The organism is Roseovarius aestuarii, assembly GCF_019966515.1.
Classification (GTDB): domain Bacteria; phylum Pseudomonadota; class Alphaproteobacteria; order Rhodobacterales; family Rhodobacteraceae; genus Roseovarius; species Roseovarius aestuarii.
The window spans coordinates 18,409-37,421 of record NZ_JAIMIB010000018.1; the positions used below are offsets into that span (position 1 = coordinate 18,409).

The 19,013-nt window shown below is 58.6% G+C and carries 13 protein-coding genes and 1 pseudogene; 3 read left to right on the forward strand and 11 right to left on the reverse strand.

Annotated elements, in window-relative coordinates; all coding sequences use genetic code 11:
• Positions 1-21: 21 nt before the first annotated feature.
• A complete protein-coding gene (locus LC334_RS18225; protein ID WP_085801824.1) occupies positions 22-1,101 on the forward strand; it encodes a tartrate dehydrogenase in 1,080 nt (359 codons plus the stop codon).
• Positions 1,102-1,989, forward strand: a complete 888-nt coding sequence (locus LC334_RS18230) for an alpha/beta fold hydrolase (RefSeq protein WP_085801825.1) — start codon at positions 1,102-1,104, stop codon at positions 1,987-1,989.
• Between the two features lie 279 nt (positions 1,990-2,268).
• On the opposite strand, the gene LC334_RS18235 is transcribed toward LC334_RS18230, so the two are convergent.
• Together LC334_RS18235 and LC334_RS18240 are read right to left on the reverse strand one after the other, a co-directional pair.
• A complete protein-coding gene (locus LC334_RS18235) occupies positions 2,269-2,763 on the reverse strand; it encodes a hypothetical protein (RefSeq protein WP_085801826.1) in 495 nt (164 codons plus the stop codon).
• A 26-nt stretch (positions 2,764-2,789) separates the two neighbouring features.
• On the reverse strand, positions 2,790-2,978 hold the full coding sequence (locus LC334_RS18240; protein ID WP_176237749.1) for a hypothetical protein: 189 nt from the start codon (positions 2,976-2,978) through the stop codon (positions 2,790-2,792).
• Between the two features lie 745 nt (positions 2,979-3,723).
• Between LC334_RS18240 and LC334_RS18245 the strand changes: the two genes are divergently transcribed.
• Positions 3,724-7,002 (forward strand): calcium-binding protein, encoded by a 3,279-nt coding sequence (locus tag LC334_RS18245; RefSeq protein WP_085801897.1) that lies wholly within the window; start codon positions 3,724-3,726, stop codon positions 7,000-7,002.
• Between the two features lie 575 nt (positions 7,003-7,577).
• Here LC334_RS18245 and LC334_RS18250 read toward each other — a convergent pair.
• The 9 genes and pseudogenes from LC334_RS18250 to LC334_RS18285 form a co-directional block, all read right to left on the reverse strand.
• Complete coding sequence (locus LC334_RS18250) at positions 7,578-8,777, reverse strand: catalase family protein (RefSeq protein WP_085801827.1); 1,200 nt, start codon at positions 8,775-8,777, stop codon at positions 7,578-7,580.
• A 9-nt stretch (positions 8,778-8,786) separates the two neighbouring features.
• Positions 8,787-10,292 (reverse strand): Dyp-type peroxidase, encoded by a 1,506-nt coding sequence (locus LC334_RS18255; RefSeq protein WP_085801828.1) that lies wholly within the window; start codon positions 10,290-10,292, stop codon positions 8,787-8,789.
• Positions 10,289-11,590 carry a hypothetical protein gene (locus LC334_RS18260; protein ID WP_085801829.1) on the reverse strand — a complete coding sequence of 434 codons (1,302 nt, stop codon included), beginning with the start codon at positions 11,588-11,590 and terminating at the stop codon, positions 10,289-10,291. The genes LC334_RS18255 and LC334_RS18260 overlap by 4 nt, the downstream gene beginning before the upstream one ends.
• A gap of 8 nt (positions 11,591-11,598) precedes the next feature.
• Positions 11,599-12,042: a hypothetical protein gene (locus LC334_RS18265; protein ID WP_085801830.1), complete on the reverse strand. Its 444-nt coding sequence runs from the start codon at positions 12,040-12,042 to the stop codon at positions 11,599-11,601.
• Positions 12,032-13,915 (reverse strand): GMC family oxidoreductase, encoded by a 1,884-nt coding sequence (locus LC334_RS18270; protein WP_085801831.1) that lies wholly within the window; start codon positions 13,913-13,915, stop codon positions 12,032-12,034. Before LC334_RS18270 ends, LC334_RS18265 begins: the two co-directional genes overlap by 11 nt.
• An 11-nt stretch (positions 13,916-13,926) precedes the next feature.
• Positions 13,927-16,338 (reverse strand): hypothetical protein, encoded by a 2,412-nt coding sequence (locus tag LC334_RS18275; protein WP_085801832.1) that lies wholly within the window; start codon positions 16,336-16,338, stop codon positions 13,927-13,929.
• Between the two features lie 798 nt (positions 16,339-17,136).
• A pseudogene (locus LC334_RS23350) lies at positions 17,137-17,334 on the reverse strand (IS110 family transposase); the annotation flags it as partial.
• Positions 17,335-17,357: 23 nt separating this feature from the next.
• A complete protein-coding gene (locus LC334_RS18280; protein WP_085801834.1) occupies positions 17,358-17,957 on the reverse strand; it encodes an HD domain-containing protein in 600 nt (199 codons plus the stop codon).
• Positions 17,958-18,016: 59 nt separating this feature from the next.
• Positions 18,017-18,985: an NAD(P)-dependent oxidoreductase gene (locus tag LC334_RS18285; protein ID WP_085801835.1), complete on the reverse strand. Its 969-nt coding sequence runs from the start codon at positions 18,983-18,985 to the stop codon at positions 18,017-18,019.
• Positions 18,986-19,013 lie beyond the last annotated feature (28 nt).

Sequence of the window (19,013 nt, forward strand, 5' to 3'; positions counted from 1 at the left end):
ATTCATTGAGGGGGAACCAAAGTGCCACAAAATAGCTGGAAAATCGCAGTTATCCCAGGCGACGGCATTGGGAAGGAAACTGTTCCAGAAGGTCTCCGGGTTTTGCAGGCTGCGCAAAGGCGGTTTGATCTTGGGTTCGAATTCACCGAGTACGATTTCGCATCAGCCGACTACTATGTGAAGCACGGTAAGATGATGCCCTCTGACTGGAAAGACCAGTTGGCCGGAAGCGATGCTCTGTTTTTTGGCGCCGTTGGCTGGCCCGATCTGGTGCCCGACCACGTCTCGCTCTGGGGTTCGCTTATCCAGTTCCGCAGAGAATTCGACCAATATGTCAGCCTCCGCCCGGCCCGCGCCATGCCGGGAGTGCCACTGCCGCTGACAGGTCGCGCGCCCGGCGACATCGACATGATGATCGTGCGCGAGAACACCGAGGGGGAGTATTCCTCGATCGGCGGGCGCATTTTTCCGAACACGGAACGCGAAGTCGTCATTCAGGAAACGGTGATGAGCCGCATCGGCGTGGATCGGATTTTGAAGTATGCCTTTGATCTGGCGCAGCAGCGCAGCGGGCATTTGACATCAGCGACCAAATCCAACGGTATTTCGATCACAATGCCCTATTGGGACGAACGCGTGGCCGAGATGGCAACGCGGTACCCTGATGTGAAGGTGGACAAGTACCACATCGATATTCTGACCGCCCAGTTTGTGTTGCATCCGGATTGGTTCGACGTTGTCGTCGCCTCGAACCTTTTCGGCGACATCCTTTCGGACCTCGGTCCCGCCTGCACAGGCACGATCGGCATCGCTCCATCCGGCAATATCAACCCTGAGGGCAAATTTCCGTCGCTGTTCGAGCCGGTACACGGGTCCGCGCCCGACATCGCAGGCAAGGGTGTTGCAAACCCAGTGGGGCAGATCTGGGCCGCTGCAATGATGCTGGATCATCTGGACGCGAAAGAAGCCGGCCAAGGCATTGTAACGGCGATCGAGCAGGTCCTGTCCGAAGAGGCATTGCGGACGCCCGACCTCGGCGGGCATGCAGACACAAAGACGTGTGGGGCTGCGATTGCCGACGCGGTTTTGGATCTGTCTTAGATGCCCGCCTCTCGCTTCCTGGATGGGTTCACGGTTGAAAAGGTCGCGCTGCCCGGCATCGAGATCAACTGTGCCAGCGCAGGCGAAGGTCCACCGGTCCTCTTGCTGCACGGCCATCCGCAAACGCATATCGTGTGGCGCAAGATCGCGCCGCAATTGGCCGCCGCCGGATATCATGTGATCGCGCCAGATTTGCGCGGTTACGGAGACAGCGAGAAGCCGCAAAGCGACGACGCACATCTGACCTATTCGAAACGCGTGATGGCGCAGGACCAGATCGCTCTGATGGCATCACTAGGGCATGATCGGTTTTCGGTCATCGGCCACGATCGCGGTGCTAGGGTTGCGCACCGGCTGGCGCTGGATGCGCCGGAGGCCGTCGATCGGCTGGCGGTGCTGGATATCGCGCCAACGCTGACGATGTACAACAAGACCGATCAGGAGTTTGCCACCCGGTATTTCTGGTGGTTCTTCCTGATCCAACCCGACGGTCTTCCAGAAAAGATGATCGGCAGCGATCCGGAATACTTCCTGCGACGTCACATCTCCGGTCAAGTCAAAATCGAGGGCGCAGTTAGCGAAGAGGCCATTGCGGAATATCTGCGCACCTATCAGCATCCGGCCACCATTCACGCGATCTGCGAGGATTACAGGGCCTCTGCAAGCATAGACCTGGAACACGACCGGGCTGACCGGGACAGACGTATCTCGGCGCCCCTATTGGCAATCTGGGGCGAAAAGAGCGTAGTCGGTGCGCTCTATGATGTGGCGGCGACGTGGAGAGACAAGGCCGAGCAGGTCACCGGGTGCGCCTTGCCCTGTGGCCACGCGATTCCCGAAGAAGCTCCAGAGACGTTGCTCGAAAAACTTTCCGCGTTCCTTTCTTGAAACAATGACCGTTCCGTCTTCTTGCCACAAAATGCAGTGCGCCTATTGAACTCAATATTTGCACCTGCAGCGAATGGCGGCAAAGCGGACTGCATCTGCAGAATAACGAGACTTAATCGAGTCACCGCTTTGGGCCGCTTCGTGATTCCCAGGAGTTTCGGTCTCCCCGGTAGTCGCCTAGCGGGGCACGCGGCCCCGTCTGGGGCCGCGTTGAGGCAGCGTTCTGCGAGTGTTCGTGGGCTGGGGCGCAAAGGCAAGCCGACCTGCACCGCCTACCTGTCACAAGACGCCGACCGGCGGGGCCAGAGTGTCGCGGATGGCCACGAACTGGGTCGAGGTGTAGCGCCCGCGGCTGCTGTTTACGGGGATTTCCCGGACCTCGAAGCTGCCGATGGTGTCGAACACCTCGCCGCTGGGAAGGTTGTTGGCCACGTCGGCGCTGGCCGGGGTACTTTGTCCTTCGAACCCGCCGAAGACCCGCATGAAACCGGTCCGCTGGTTGCCGATCCCGTCGTTGAAGAACCCGCCGGACAGCACAAAGCTGGTGAACAGGTCGTCGTCTGTGCCAGGCAGGCCGGTCACGAAAACCGTCACCAGCTGGAACACCAGCCCTTTGAAGCGTGCCCGCAACTCCGGCGTAGTCAGCAGCGCACGGATCAGGGCGAACACCACGCCGGCAATGGGGGCGGCCCCATTCGCTACGCGTTGCAGCGCGTCGCCTAGTTCGCCGTCCAGCAGGTTCGCAAGCTCGTCGATGAAACCGCTAACAAGCATGTTGAACGCGCGGATTTCAGCATCGGTCAGGCGAGCAGGGTATCTATGCCGAGCGCCTGGGCGTTGCTCGCATGGATTGCAAGCCATTCCAAGGCCTCGGCAGCATCGAGAACAGTTGCCGTTTCTACGATTTCTGGCGCGTCCGAATTCAACCGAATTGCAGCGACGCCGTTCTTCGCTTTTCCGCCAGGGTCGTATCCAAGAAACAGTGTCAAGGGCACCTCCTATCGCTCGTTCCGAGTCACAGCTTTGTCTATCCAGCGGTCGTCTGATCAAGTTGGAACAAAGGACCGAGTAATGTCCGCTTGCGGAAGGCTGCATAGCAGCATCAACTGCTCCGGTGAACGGCAGGTATCGGCCGTCCTTTTTTGGCTTGGAAGCGAGATTTGCACGCGACGCTGCGATTGCTCCAAAGTAGCCAGCGAGCCCCATAGCGACCAATGCTGCGCAACTTACGAATGCCCGCAATACCAGGGCTGTCTTATGTTGCTTTGAGTTTGGCCATCTAAGTTTTGTTTGATGGTGCGTCACACGCTGGCGATAGGAAGCCGAATCTTGTCAGTTTTGGGCACAAAGGCGCGGCGATCTGTTCCACTGTTTATCCGGCAATCCGCAACAGTCCTTATCGTGGGAAAATGATTGTATCTGTGCGAGGTTGAGAGTGGAGGGAATATAGGAGAATTTCCGCCGAAGGTATAGTTGCGGCTGGGTATACCTAACCATTGATGAAGAGCACGTACCTGGAAAGTTATTTAGGCATATTAACCAACGCGCTAGTAAAGATTTTAAGGGTAGGAGCTGTGCCGAAACTGCTCTGTATTTTGCGCAAATGTGGTCAAAACCGGGCACAGCGACGCCCAATTTTTGCCATACCCGTTACCTGAACTTGCCGCCAACGCCGCGCTAGGACGCAACGTACGAGTTGCCGTCCGGTTAGTGGCCTGAACGGGAGACAAGATGATGAATGAACAAATTCGGGGTACCAAGCACTGGGATATTGTTGCGATTGGAAGCGGCGCTCAGAATGTGAATATGGGCGATGGGAATGACAGGATCATCTCCTTTGCGGATGGTGGCGAACCGGATCCGGCGCAGACGGACGGCTCGGAAGGCCGGGTTACGCCTCCTGTCCCGGACGGCAGCGCTAACGACACACTTACAGGCGGTCGCGGCGGAGACCGGTTCGAATTTCATGCGCTGATCGATGCCAAAGAGGAGGTGATCGCGGAACACACCAACTCTGCCGGGCGAACCAATTGGGCGAAGGTCGCGGGGGAAAATGACAATGTCCATGACCATTGGGTCAATGGTTTCGGTTTGGACACGATCACGGATTACTCGAAAGCCGAGGGCGATCAGATTGTCGTCAAAGGCCACACCGCAACCCTGTCTTCCATAACTTATGGTTCGGATGAAAACGGCGCGTTCTCGCTGATAACGATTATCAGCCAGCAGGGAAATGGTGGTGCAGGCGGTGCGAACACCGCCACGGGCGCGCATGACGAAGACCCTCTCGGCCAGATCATGGTCTATGGGGATAAGGTCGAGGTCGAAGATGTTGAAGTGATCAACACAAATGACGGAATCGACCGGCTTTATAATGTTGACGCCGCGCTGAGCGGCATTGACGGCAGGATCACACAGGAAGTCTACAGCAACACGGACGGGACCAATTATGATGGGTCACTCTATCGCCAGCGCGATATTGTGCATATCGGCGATGGTCGGCAAACCGTTGACACGGGCGGCGGGAACGACCGGATTTACAGTTACTCGGATGGCGGTGAGCCCGATCCGGCGCAGACCGACGGCGCGACCGGACGGGTAAACGCCCCTGTTCCGGACGGCGCGGCAGATGACGTTGTGGCGGGCGGTCAGGGCAAAGACGTTTTTGCCTATCGGTTATTTCTGAATGCAAAGGACGACATCCTCGCGAAACACACACGCAGCGACGGGTCCGTGAACTGGCGCAAAGTTGCGGGCGAGAACGACAATGTGCATGACCATTGGGTCGAAGGGATCGGAAATGACACGATCCTCGATTTCTCCAACCAGGATGGTGACAAGATCGACATTCGCGGTCACACCGTGGAAATCGCCTCGATCACCTATGCCAGCGACGATGGCGGCGATTATTCCCTGATCACGCTGCGCTCGCAGCAGGGCGACGGAGGCGGCGCGCATGACGAAGACCCTCTGGGGTCAATCAAGGTCTATGGCGACAAGGTCACCGAAGACGACATTGTTGTGAAAGCCAAGGTTTTTTACGGCGTCGATCAGATCGACGAGATCGCCGCCAAGGAAACTGAATCCCCGGCAAACACGCCGGAACGGATTGTCACCCAGCCGAAATGGGGTGCGGATAATCCCGAAACCATCAGCCTGACATTTGACGGCACGGACAAGGCCGATCAGATCGTGGCTGGCAGCGGATCACAAACCGTGAACGGCGGGGCCCGAAATGACCGGCTGATCTCATACGGTGATGCCGGAGAACCCAACCCGGCGCAAACTGATGGTGCGGGCGGGCGCCGGAATGTACCGATTCCAGACGGTGCAGCCAATGACGTGTTCACCGGCGGCAGCGGCGGGGATCGCTTCGAATTTCGGGCACTTCTCAACGCCTCGGCAGAGGTGATCGCCCAGCACACGAACGCCACGGGCCACATAAACTGGCGCGCGGTTGCCGGTGAAAACGACAATGTGCATGACCACTGGGTCGAAGGCTTTGGCGATGACATCATCACCGATTTTTCCAAGGAAGAAGGCGATCAGATCGTGGTGCGCGGTCACACCGTTGAAATCGCCGACATCACCTATGGCTCGGACGAGGATGGCGATTATTCGTTGATCCGAATGATCAGCCAGCAGGGTGATGGCGGTGCGGGCGGCGCCAACACGGCAACCGGTGCCCATGACGAAGACCCGTTGGGAACCATCAAGGTCTATGGCGACAAGATCACCAAAGAGGATATCGAGATCCAGGCCGCCGGTGTCTTTGATGGTGTGGATATGTTGGCCCAGGCCGACAAGCTTGCGGGCTATAATGGTGGCGTGCAGGAATTCGCATCGTCCACCCATGGCGACACCATCGTCACGGCTCCGCCGGGCATAAAAACCCGCGACCTGATCGAAATCGGGTCCGGCGCGCAGACGGTTGCCGCCGGTGCCGGTCGCGATGATATCCGGGTCTACGCCGACGCGGGTGAGCCCGACCCGGCTCAGACCCAAGGTGCAAACGGCCGCATTAACCCGCCGGTTGACCCCGCATTGACAACGGATGTGATCTCGGGTGGGCAGGGCAAGGATGTGTTCACCTTCAACATGCTCCTGAATGCAACAGAGGCTGTACTGGCGCGTCACACCCGCGACGACGGTTCCATCAACTGGCGCAAGGTCGCCGGTGAAAATGACGCCGTACATGATCATTGGGTTGAAGGGATTGGCGATGACATCCTGATGGATTTCTCCAGGCAGGACGGCGACCAGATCGTGTTGCGCGGGCATACGGTTGAAATTGCAGGCATCAGCTATGGCGACGACGATCTTGGCGATTTCTCTCTGATCTCGATCCGTTCGCAGCAGGGAGATGGCGGCGGCGCCCATGACGAGGACCCACTTGGGACCCTGAAAATCTATGGCGATAAAGTTACCGCCGACGACGTCAAGGTTCAGGCCGCCGGTGTTTTCGACGGGATCGACATATTCGAGCCGATAACAGGCGCGCCTGAGGTTCTGATTGGCACCGAGGCGTCAGAAACGCTTAACGGAACCTCGTCGCGCGACAATATCCACGGTCGCAACGGCAATGACGTGATACTTGGCGGTGACGGCGGCGACTTTGTCTTTGGCGAAGGTGGTCGTGACATCCTGTTGGGCGGTGCTGGCAATGACTGGCTGGAAGGCGGTTGGGGTAACGACACGATGAATGGCGGTGACGATGACGACATTCTGATTTCAGACTCCGGCCGTGATCTGATGATTGGTGGCGATGGAAGCGATGTTTTCGGCTTCTATGGCACGTCACGGGGCGGCACGATCGTCGATTGGGAAGGCGGCAGTGACTTGATCGACCTGTCTCGAGCCAACTACGTCAACGGGTTCAATGATATCGACATTGACCAGACTTCTGACATGACGGCCACCATCCGCTTCACGAACGACAAATGCGGAAGCGTCGAGATTGAAGTGTTGTCGGATACGAGCTTTACCCTTTCAGAGGAAAACTTCATTCTTTGAGCATCGCTTTACGATCGGTACACGGAAAGTTCGACAACCTACACCGCTTGATAAGAAAGAAAGGGCGGCGGTCATTGCCGCCGCCCGAATACTTCGTTGCTGTATGAGTAGTGCCGTTACTCCAACATCGAATTTCTGCGCAGAAAAACCAACGTTCTTGATTGGCTATGCCTTGGCTACCCTGTCTGACATCAGCACCCATGGAACTGAATAGGTTGATTGCGTAGAGGAGGATTTCAGACTCATCGTAACCATCAGAGAGTGGAGATGAGAATGAAATCCGGGAAACACAAAGCGACGGCAGAGAGGGTCGATAAAGATATCCGCGGAAGATGAGGTATTCCTGGTCCGGTCAATACTTCAACTTGCCGTAACTTAGCGACAATCTCTTCCGGCTTTAATCGCGTGTTTGCCATTCTGTATCCTCCGTTTCCTAATCTTAACGGTGGACCCATTCAAATACGGAGGCTCAATTTACCTTGAAATCGCTCGAGAGACTTTGACTTGGCCTTAAGCCACCCACTTAGCCAGTTCCGTTGGAAAATATCAGAATTGTTTTTGAAACTTACATTTACTCACTCAAACTGCTCATCTCCGGTCGGCTCGATATGCGTCGCCTTGTTCATGTGCTGCCGAAACTGCGCCAATTCTTGATACATACGCCTGCGTGCGCGGCTTTGATTGCCCAGAGGCCTGTGCTCGGGCAAGGAATGCCAGGGGTTGATCCGCATGTTTCGAGCGAAGGCCATTTGAGCAGGCCGTTCAAAATCCTGCATGGGAATGTGAATGCGTGCGACGGGAACCCAAGGCGAAAGTTTCTCGGGCCAGAGTACGGACGCATCCTCCAGAGGCATCAGGTGGGGATCGGTCTGGATCTGCACGACCATGTCGAATTCGACCGGCTTTTCGCGCAGTGTTCGGGCCATGTTGTCGCGTAGGTAGTTAGGGGGCACGCGGCCGAAGGGCACGCCGGGGATATCCATCGGCACTTCGGTGCGCGGCGCGTAGGAATAGAGCATCGCCTGGCCTTCGCCCATCAGATAGGGCACGCAGCTATAGTAGCGATGGCCCAGCGGATTATATTGTGTCTCGTTCCAAAGACCCTGCATCAGCATATCGAGCACATGGCTGTCGAACGGGTTGAGAAAATACCAGAGCGGTTCGTCAACCGTGCTCCAGTATTGCAGCTTGGCGTTTTCGCGGGCGTCCGGCGTGACGAAAGTGGGGGTTACGACGGCGGGCCAGTCCTGGGTGAATTTTTCCTCGTCCATCAGTTTCGGCCCCGGCACGTTCATGAGCTTGACCGACATCGAGCCGAACCCGACGTCGCGGATATCCTCGGGGACGTCGGGGCCGGGACCGGCATAGCGGACATAGGCGGGGTAGTCGCGTTCGGTGGCAAAAACCCCGTGCCGCAGGTGATCCGGCAGGCCGGGCAGCACCGTGAAAGTGGCCTTGAGCAACCCGTGGGTCTTGGTGTTGCCGCCGCGTTCATAGGCGCCGGGCTGGAAATGCAGGTTCATCTGCTCGCGCATCTCGTCGATGATGGTCTGCAGCGCCTCTTCCTCCCAGTCGAAGATCTTTTCTTCCGCAAGCGCCAGCCCCAGATCCTCGCGCTTGCGGTTCTTGAGCCGCTGGATCAGCCGTGCCAGCGGTGCGCGGACCAGCGCGTTGAGGCGGCGGCGAAAGAACGGCTCCAGCCGGCGTTCGATATGTAGCCCAACCTGGGTTGCGCGGTGGATCAGGCGGCGGATCGGGATGAGGATCGAACGCATGCGGGGCTCCTAGCTGCCGTGACGGGCGATGAATTGCAAAGCGCGCAAGCCGGGCAGGAAGAAATACCCGCCGCCCTTCACGGTCACGAATTGCGGCAGGTTCGGGTGACGCTCCTCGATGCCGTCGGCTTTCTGGATCGAGAAGCCGTCGCTTGCCACGCCGCTCATCTGGGCGCGTCCGCCGATCAGCGGATCAGCCTCGCCGGTCAGCCCGTTGAACTTGGGCGATGCCATCCAGGCGTTCTGGACGAATTCAAACTGGCGCACCAGATCGACGCAGAGGCAGATGAACAAGAGCCCGCGCTCGCCGGGTTTGCCACCCTTCTTCAGCGCATCCTCCGGCGTCATCTTGGGGCCATAGACGCGCCCGCGCCGGACCAGCCGGTGAAACCGTGTCGAGGCTACAAGGTCATGCCGCCCCGGCAGCTTGTCACGCCGTCTCCGGAACCCCAATGTGCTTAGCAGCCAGCCGATCCGGCCTTCGAGCTGATGCGGATGATCACCCGTGCGGGGATTGGCGCGGCGGATATGCGCTCCGAGCGGGCAGGACACGCCGTTGATGTCATCTTCGTAGGTGAAGTCGTTCTGGCGAGGCGATCCCTCGATATCGCGGCGATTGTGGATCAGGGGCGTGCCATCCATCTCGCGGCCGACCATGCTGGCGGCAAGCGCCTCGCGGCTCGCGGGATCGCCGCCGGTGGCGCTGTCCATGTAGCGCCAGAAGCCGGGCACGTCCTGGGCAAGCTGGCGGAACACCAGGTAACTGCCGTTGCGCCCAAGATCGCGGAGGCCCGGCTTGTCCGGCGCGTCGGCCAGAACATCGCTGTTTGGCGTGGTCGCATCCAGTTTGGGCGAGGCAGAGCGTGCGTTGTATTCGTTGCGATGACCGAGGATGACTTCGCCGGGCGAGATCAGGTTGCTGTAATCCTCGCGCCCGTGCTTTGACGGCGGATGCGCGTTTTTCCAGTCAATCTTCGGTTCTGAGATGCCGTCTCTGAAGCCGAAGGGTTCGAACCCTTCGTTCGGGCGGGTGGGAAAGCTCTGAACCTCGGTGAAGGCGGCGTTGAAGGCTGCGTTCAGGACCGCGTCCTTCCACGCTTTTAAGCCGCCCTTGCGGGCATAGAGCATGATGAGAACATGTGCGTTTGCCGCGTCCCAGCCCCAGTTTTCCGGCGCGTTTGCCCCGGTATCGCCGAGCCTGCGGGAGCGGCTGTCCTCGCCCGTCATCCCCGAGAGGAACGGTTGTGCGAACCCTGACATTGCCTCTTCCGGCAAGCCACATGCCGCCAGGCCCTGTGACGTGAAGGCCACCTGCAGGGCGGTGTCCGGCGGGCTGTCCTGCGTCGCCGCAGAGGTCACTGGCGCGTCCTTCAGCCAGTCGCCCGCGGCGCTGGCATCCTTGACCAGACACAGAAGAAATTCCGCCTCTGTCAAGGCGCCGTGGCCGAAGCGGATCAGCCCCTGCATGTCTTCGAAGCTGACCTGATCGGTTGGTATGGCGGGGGTGGTGCTCATATTTTCGATAACCAGTTGCGCAGGGCCTTGGCGCCGCCCGGGCGGCTTTCCAATCCCTTGCGGATTTCGCTGTGGCGCGCCAGATCGCGCGCGGTCAGGCCGGGATAGGCCTTGTACCAGACCTGCGTGGGCAGTTGGCGATTGCGCAGGTAGCGCTTGAACTTAGCCTCCTGCTCGGCGCCGCCTTTGATCAGAAAGCGGGTCGAGGGGTAGCCGACTCCGTTCGAGAAAACGAGGTTGAGGCCCCAGGCGACCTTGTTCACAAAATCATCCATGTAGCTTTCAAGCGCGCCGTCGTAATTGCTGCAGAACATCACCCGGCGCTTGCCGTCGACAAAGACCCAGCGGGCGAAATGGATCGTCTGCACGCGGGTCAGGTAGCCGCGCCCGTAGATATGCCGGGCGGAATAGTTCAGCAGATAGAGCGCGACCGTGGTGACAAACCGCCGGAACAGGCCCGGCTTTACGTCGCCGAAGGCAGAGAACGGATTGGTCACGTCGTGGTCTTCGTAACGGCCCAGTTCGGCAATATGGGCGTCGCCCGGACGCGGGAGGATTTCCGGGTCGGTGCGTTCCAGCAGGCGCAGGCGCAGCAGAAAGAACGGCAGGGCCAGAAGGACGAGAGGGGAGATCAGCAACAGGACCAGCGGCACGGAGATGAGATCAAACCAGTTGGCAAGCCGTTGCAGCAGGCCGGGACGTTCGGGCGCAGTAAGATGAAGTGACCCTTCGGCCCTTTGGCGGTCTACGAATTCGACCAGCCGTTCGTGGATCTTGAAGGGGTCGGCTGAGCCGTGCGCCTTCACCACGTTCGCCAGTTCGGTCTGCAATGCCGACGCAAGTGCGGCTTCTTCATGGATCTGCCGCACGGTGCGCCCGCGGGTGTTTACGTAATTGGCGGCTTCCTCGACATTATGCGCCTCCATCCATCGCAGAAGATCGCCACCCTCGGCCCCGCCGTCGCAATGGCTGAATATACTGGTCAGCTCGTCGCCGCATCTTGCCACCAGCTCTTTCAGAAACGACTGCCGGTCGCCATCGACATCGCCCAGAAACGCAAGGTGCAGCGGATATGGTTCGGGGTCGTTGCCATAGGCTTCGATGTCCTGCCATGTATTCGCCTTGACCAGGAAAAACCGTGCCACGTGCAACTGGTCAAACCGGCCAAAGGGTACCAGTTCGTTTTGCGGATCGGCCAGACCGGGTTCCAGCGTCATGCTGGCGAGCAGAGACAGCAGGTCTTCGGCGCGGTCTTCAGTGACCGGCGCGAGAATGAAGAATGTGTCCTGCTGTGTCATCTGGTAGCTCAGGTTTCTGCGTTGAAATCCAGGGCGAAGTCAATCAGCCTTGTGTCGTCCCAGTAAACCTTGCCCAGATACATGCCGGGGCCGATCTGGCGGATTTCATCGCGGATCCACTGTGCGACGATCGAGGTATCGGAATAATCGAGCACGATGCATTCCTTGCCATCGAGCCAGCTTTTGTCCTTGTAGACCTTGGCGAGAATGGCGTTTAGGCCAAAGGGCAGGATGCGGTTTTTCAGCACACCCTTGTCGCTGTCGAAGACCTTCCCTTGCCAGGCAAAGGCGTTGATGAAGCGCGAAATCAGCGGAGTGAAAGAGGTACCCGGTGCGATGATCGCCGTGCCTTCAGCCTCGCCATCGGGGATCGGCCCGGCCTCGACACTGGAGAAAAGCTCGTCCAGTGCGTCCTGCTCCATGTCCATCAGGGATTCAATACTATGTGCCATATAACTTGCCCTCACTTTGCGGTTGAGAATGTGCATCCTGAAGCACCATGTCGGCGGCTTTTTCGCCGATCATGTAGACGGCGGACGCGATGAAAAATCCGGGAATTTTCGGGAAGACTGAGGCGTCGGCGATGCGCAGGCCGGTGGTGCCGTGCACCCGCAGGCGGCTGTCGAGAACGCCGCCCTGATCCGGGGGACCGATGGGGCACGAACAGGACGCATGGTGGCCCCAGCAATTGTCGCGCACGAAATCGGCGATCTGCGCGTCGGTCCGGACTTGCGGTCCGGGGATCTCCTCGGCGGCGATGCGTCCGCGTTCGTGCAGCGGTTCGCAGAGCTTTCGAACGAATTTGACGCCTTCGACAACGGCGGACAGATCCTCGTCGCCGCCTTCGGCAAAATAGTTGAACTCGATGACGGGCCTGTCGCGCGGATCGGCCGAGGCCAGCCGGACCCGTCCCGCCCGGTTCAGCGTATGGGCCTTGAGGATAGCCCAGCTCAGATGGTTCCGGCTACTGGCGAGATCGGCGGCATAGCCGGGGTAATAGCCCCTGAACTTGCCCAGAAGCGCCATGCAGAAGAGATCGGGCAGGGGCTGCGCGGCGGATGAGCGCCGGATCACCGCAAGCGCCGCACCGTTGGTGGCATAAAGCCCGTCGCCGGTTTTCTTCCATGTCTGCCACAACGGGTCGTCCACCTGGTAGCGGCACTCGGCCATGCTTTCCCAGCTATCGAAATTCATCCGGTTGACCACGGTGACCTCGTAGCGGTCCTGAAGATTGCGGCCGACGCCGGGCAGGGACACCTTGGGCGTGAGCCCGTGGGGGGTGAGCGCCTCGGGATCGCCGATGCCCGAGAGCATCAGCAGTTGCGGCGTGTTGAAGGCGCCGCCCGCCAGAATGACCTCTTGCGCGGCATCGGCCTGTCGGGGCTCGCCGGGCGCGGCGCCGGGGTCGGCATGGGCGCGATAGAGACGCGCGCCCTTCAGGTATTCGACGCCGGTGGCGCGGTTGTCGCTGTCCAGAATTACCCTGGTGGCCAATGCGTCCAGCTCGATTGTCAGCCGGTCCGGGTATCGCCGCGCCACATCCAGCACCCGTTCGCGTGACCCGGTGCGCACGCCATCCCGCGTGGTCAGTGGCGTGTAGACCATCCCGTCCGCGTCATCGTCGATCCGGTCGCGGTCGTTGGGGTCGGCGGCGCTGTTGGCGAACCATCGCAACCGCCGAAGCACATCGCCGCCTGAGCTTAGCATCTCGCGTAGGGATTTGCGCACCACCTCCATGATCTCGTCATCCCGGAGTGCCGCGCGCGGGATGGCCTTTTCGGTCGAAAGCCAGCCGTCATACCCGTGGCCGGTCCGGTCAATGCCGACCATATTCAAGGTCCGCTGCATGGGCCGGTGATGGCAGTTTTCGAGTTTTTGAAATACCTCGTGCATGGCCTTGGGGGACCAGCCATCGTCGCCTGTAAGCTCCGCTATATGCTGCCAGTCTGAGTGATGCGGATAGACGAAAATCATCGCATTGTGGGCGGTGCAGCCGCCCAGCGTGCCCGCGCGCGGATAAAGAACACCCTCGGGGCCAGCCTTGGGGTTGCGCGCCTGCGTGTCGGCATCTTTGTAGTGCCGCACAAAATAGTCCCAACGCAGCGCCGCGTTCTCGGTCGCGAACGGGTGGAAGGCCGGGACGTCATAATCGGCTGGCAGGCGGTTTTGCGCGTCGCCCATGTCGCGCACGCTGCCTTTGAGGGTGCGCGGATCCCCCCCGGCCTCCAGCAGCAGCACCCGCATGCCTTCCTCGGCCAGGCGCGCGGCCAGCGTCCCGCCGCCGGCCCCGGAGCCGACGACAATATAGTCATAGGTGGGCGTCACCGTCCCGCTCCTCAGAAGCGTTTGAGAAAGGCGATCAGCGCACGCTTGTCAGCGTCCTCGAGTTTGGTGCCGAAATAATGCCCGCGATTGACGACGTAGTCGGGGCATTTGCTGAGTTCCAGAAGCGGCTCCACCAGATCGGCGAAGATCGCGCGCGCCTGTTCGTCGCTGGCATTATCGGGAAGTGCGTTGAGGTCCCGTTTGATCTTGATCACCAGTTTGGCGAGCTCAAAATCATGTTCGATGCGCTCAAGCAGATCCGCCTGGTCCAGCCGGAGGTTGAGGTTTGCCAGCAATCCGATCGCGGTGCCCGCCGGGATCGGGCCAAGTTCGATATCGCCATCCGGCGTGAACAGCCACGGCAGGTCGTCGCGCAGGGGCGAAAGAAGCTTCACCAGGACATCTGGCTGGAAGCCTTTCGGGATGATCAGGTAGCTCTGCTCGGTCGTCCGGTCGATGACGCCCGGCACCTTATCGCCCAAAACTGAATCCTTCAGACGCTTTTCGGGCCAGAGCATTTTCTCGATACCATCCTCGAACGCGGCCATGCGACCTTCGACCGAGGGGTCCTGATTGTAATACCCGACCGTGTTGTTCAGCAGGTAGGGCGCGGTGGACCAAAGGCTGATGAGGGAGGGCACGCGGGTATAGCCGCGACCGCCTGCGGGCATCTCGTAATCATATTCCTCGCCGGTTTTCGGGTGATGCACCTTGATCTTTCCGACTGATGGCAGGGCCTTGTAGGTGGCGGAGGAGAAATCGTCCCAGATGTTGCCCTGGATCGCATTGGTCGCCAGGGGGCTGCAGGCATTGGTCTCAAGCAGGGTCACCGGAATGCGAAACTCGTTCGACAGGTAGTTGCCATCAAGGAAATCATCCGCCTTCACGATATCAAGCATTTCAGCTTTGAATGTGTCTGTCTTTACCAGCTCGCGATACCTCTGAAAGCACTCCAGGTAGCCCGCGCCAGAGCAGCCGCCGGGCATCGCCTCATAAGCGCTTTCCGGCAATTTCGATGAGTGGCACCCGGCGCAGTTTTCTGCAAAAACGGATTTGCCCTGATCTACCTGGGTCTCATCTTCGGTCAGATGCGCCTCGCCGCCCGGAGCGTCCTTCAGCAGATCGGGACGTCCGGCCTTGAGGAAATAGAGCGCCGTCAGGGGCGACTGATCTTCGGTTGCGCGCCAGTAGGCGGAGTTTTTCTGCGCAGTCTCGATCTTGATCGGCGTGATGTCCTTGCCGCCGACGATCGGGTTGAAATGCCGGGTCCACTCTTCACTGAAGAGACCAATATTCAGATAGACGCGGTTCAGCGCCCCGAGCGCACCAACGGAATCTGCCCCATCCTTCAGGACGCGTGGGCTGAAGCTGAGGTCTGGCTCCTCGAAAAACTCGGTCAGCGGGCCTTCACCGATGTAGTCCTGAAACTGCTTGTTGTCGCGTTCGCCGCCCTGCAGGCGTTCCTCGCCAAAGCGCCGGGCGACGGCCAGCCGTTCCTCAAGCAGGTAGATCGCGTTCATCGTACGCGGGTTGTTGATGTAGTCCGGCGATACCAGTGAGGTGTCGATGGTGCCGGGGCGGGCGGTGTGGATCAGCTGGACCATGTATTGGCGTTCATCGGGCTGCCATGCAAAGACCCGGTCAAACCAGAAATACTGCGCGCCCACCGTGGCGTTCAGATTGTTCATGGCGGGATTTTCGGGATCCTCCGGCGGGTCAATCGGACTTGGACCCACGTGGCAGAAAGCGCAAGACATACCAACACGATAGGGGCGTACAAGATCATCGTCGTTGTAGTAATCTGGATCGTTGTAATAGCGTTCGGGATCCCACCGACGTTCAGCGCGCCGGTCAAATTCGGGGTTGGGGAACAGGCGCAGCCCAAGTACTCCGGTAGGTTCGCCATAATAGGACCAGACCGGCATGTTGCGGCCCCGCGCACCGATTTCGACGCCGGGATATTTCTCGGCATTGGCGAAGGGGTCGGGGGCGCAATCGGACTGGCGCACATCCAGCCAGAGCCCGTGGCGATCTTCGACAGGGCCGGTCGCTTCGTCAAAGCAGGGTTCGTTGATCAGGCCCAGCTGCTCGAACCGGTTGCTGCGCTGCGCGGGAAGACTGGGATGAGATGACAGGGTTTTGAGCAGATCGAACTGCCCGAACGTGTCGTTGGTCAGGGTATCCCAAAGCAGATCATTGCCGCCGGTCCAGACCATCCACATGTTCCGGCCCTTGATTTCATCCGGCGTCAGCGCAATGCCGTTATCCATCTCGGCAAAGTAGTCTTCGTCAGCCGGGGGGAAGGTTGTCTCGTCTCGCCCAACCAGAAGCGCCTCGTCGAGCGGCCCTCCAAAAAGCTGCGCAGATGCCGAAAGTGGAACCGAAATTGCGACCAAAAAACAACAAATAATGCGAAACGACATAGGTAAACTCCTAAGTGCAAACTCCGAAAAAGAATCAACTAAAAGCATCAAACTATTGGGTCATTTTCAGTGGAGACCTCAATTATTGCAACTGTTCCGGAAATTTTGTGGGATTACTGAGCGGTTTCGAGCCACCGGTTTTGTTCGTATCGTGTCCAAAAAATTGCAACGCAAATAGGGATTTTCCATATTTCTCATCGCCAAAACCGTGCGCCAATTTCTGAAGTGGGTAGAGAGTTCGAAAGCGCCAAAGGCGCTGAATGTCTAAATCAATTTTTGCCGTCGGTTTTTTTGACGGTGACGGCATTAGTGATCAAGTTGTGGACTTCAGATATAGAAATTCCATTGCCACAGAAAATTCCACAGAGCTGTTGCAGGGGACATCGAGTCCAAAATTTCTGCTTGCTCTGGATTCGACTTAAGCATGTTGGCAGGAGCTCAGAGAATTGGAACGTTGAGGCTGAACTCGAGTTTCAAGAAAACTAGCATCATCCTCGCTACTTTTTTGATTTTTCAAATATGCCGCAATTAGACCCAATGTCTGTTTCTCCAATTGGGTGCTTGGGTCAAGCTCGTTTTCCTTGTTCTATCGGGTTCGTTGTCTCTCATCCGGGTCACGCTTCTCTTCGCAGTCTGATTGATGCCGTAGTGGCACCGCTGCACGCATGTGTCGGATTGGCAGTGGAGAGCCTTGCTTTGGGGCGAGCTTCTCGTTGCGCAGCAGACATATTCGGCTTCATCCACAGACCTCGTCCGGTGAGGACGACCCCGTTCGGATTTGGCGATGGGCGGTTCGGATCATGCTCTGCCCTCCACTTTTCCCGGACGGAACTCGGTGCCATCTGCCCACATGCGGTGTAGCAGAACAGCCAATTTTCGCGCGACGGCGACGACAGCGCGACGTCGGCCTTTGGTCCGCATCAGGCGCATCCCCCAGGATTTGATTTGCGACCCAGCCATCGTGCGCATCAGCAATGCGTTAACTGCGGCGTATATGCGTCTGGATTTGGCCATGCCTGTTAAATCGCAACCGGTTCATTCGCGGTCTCATTCAGCTCCATATGCCCTTCGCCCTTGGATAGAATACGGCGCAGCATTGGCTCGAAGAATTCCAGCGCTTTTGTTGGGTAATCCGGATCAAAGGCGCATTGGTCATATTCATGACAGAAATACCGGCAGTCTTCCCAATAGGGGCTTTCTTTGTACTTATCGCGCGCGTTCCGGTCCCCGCCCAGATGATGATTGTAATAATACCCCTGGAACACGCAGTGGTGTTTCAGGATCCAGTATGTCCGTTCGCTGACATAGGGTTTCATCATCGCTGCAGACAGTTCGCCGTGGTTGTAGGGTGACAGGATATCGCCGGTATCATGCACCAAGGCGGCTATCACGATTTCCTCGTCCGCGCCGTCATTATGGGCCCGTGTCGCGGCCTGTAGGCTGTGCTGATACCGATTGACAGGATAGGGTGTCCAGTCTTCGTTAAGCGACCGAATTGCTTCCAGAATGCGATCAGGAAGGGCAGCATTATAGGCCTCTTCATAATCCATCACCGCAAGGAAATCCTCCTTGGTCGCGTTTTCAAAGCTGGTCCAATTTGGTTTATGCGACATATCCATGACTTGGCCTTTCTTTGGGGCGTGGCGGCCAAAAACGTAAGTTTCGACCGCCAAATCGGTTATTCGTACGAGGCGCGGAAGGTGACCACGACCTCGGCGCCTTTTTCCTCCGGCTCGTGATCGGTCAGGTATTCGGGGAAACCGGGCGCGCGCAGATCCATGCCACAATCGTCCTCAAGGCGTTTGACCACCTGGCTGGACCAGACGCGCGGGCCATACCGTTTCAGCCCGTCTTCCATCGCCGAGACACAGACCGGAGACAGTTCGACCGGGACATCGTAGGATTTCGCCAGATCGTCAAACAGGGTCACATCCTTGACCTCATGATCCATGGTGAAGTTGATGTTGTAGCTGCCGTTAAGGATCAGCTGGCCTTCGGTCTCATGCACAAATGAATTGCCGGAACTGACCCGGATAGCCTCATAGGCCACTGCCAGATCTATGCCTGCCTTTTTGGCCACCATGAACGCCTCGCCTGTGGACAGCAGTTGTACGCCTGCCAGATAGTTTGTGATAACTTTCAGAACGGATGCCGAGCCCAGTTTGCCCGTATGAACGATTTCGCGTCCCATGGTCGACAGCAGCGGCAACACCTTTTCAAATGCTTCGCGTTTGCCGCCGGTGAAAATCGCGATATTGCCGGTGGAGGCGCGGTGACAGCCGCCCGAAACCGGGCTGTCCATCGCGATGCCGCCTTTGGCCTCGACTAATGCGCCCAGACGTTGCACGTCTTCCGCTTCGGTAGTGGACATTTCCAGCCAGATCTTGCCTTCGGAGATACCTTCCAACACGCCGTTTTCTTCTTCCAGCACTTTGGCGGAAACGACGGGTGACGGCAGGCAGGTGATAATCACGTCGCAGACCTCGGCCAGCGCGCGCCCGCTGTCGGCCCAAACTGCGCCCTGTTCCATCAGGGCTGCAGCAACATCTTTGTCCGTATCACGAACCATGACGTCAAACCCGTTGCGCAATAGGCTGCCAGACAGTTTTGCCCCCACGTTCCCGAGACCGATAAAGCCAACACGCATATTCACTTCCCTCTTGTGATTACGAATT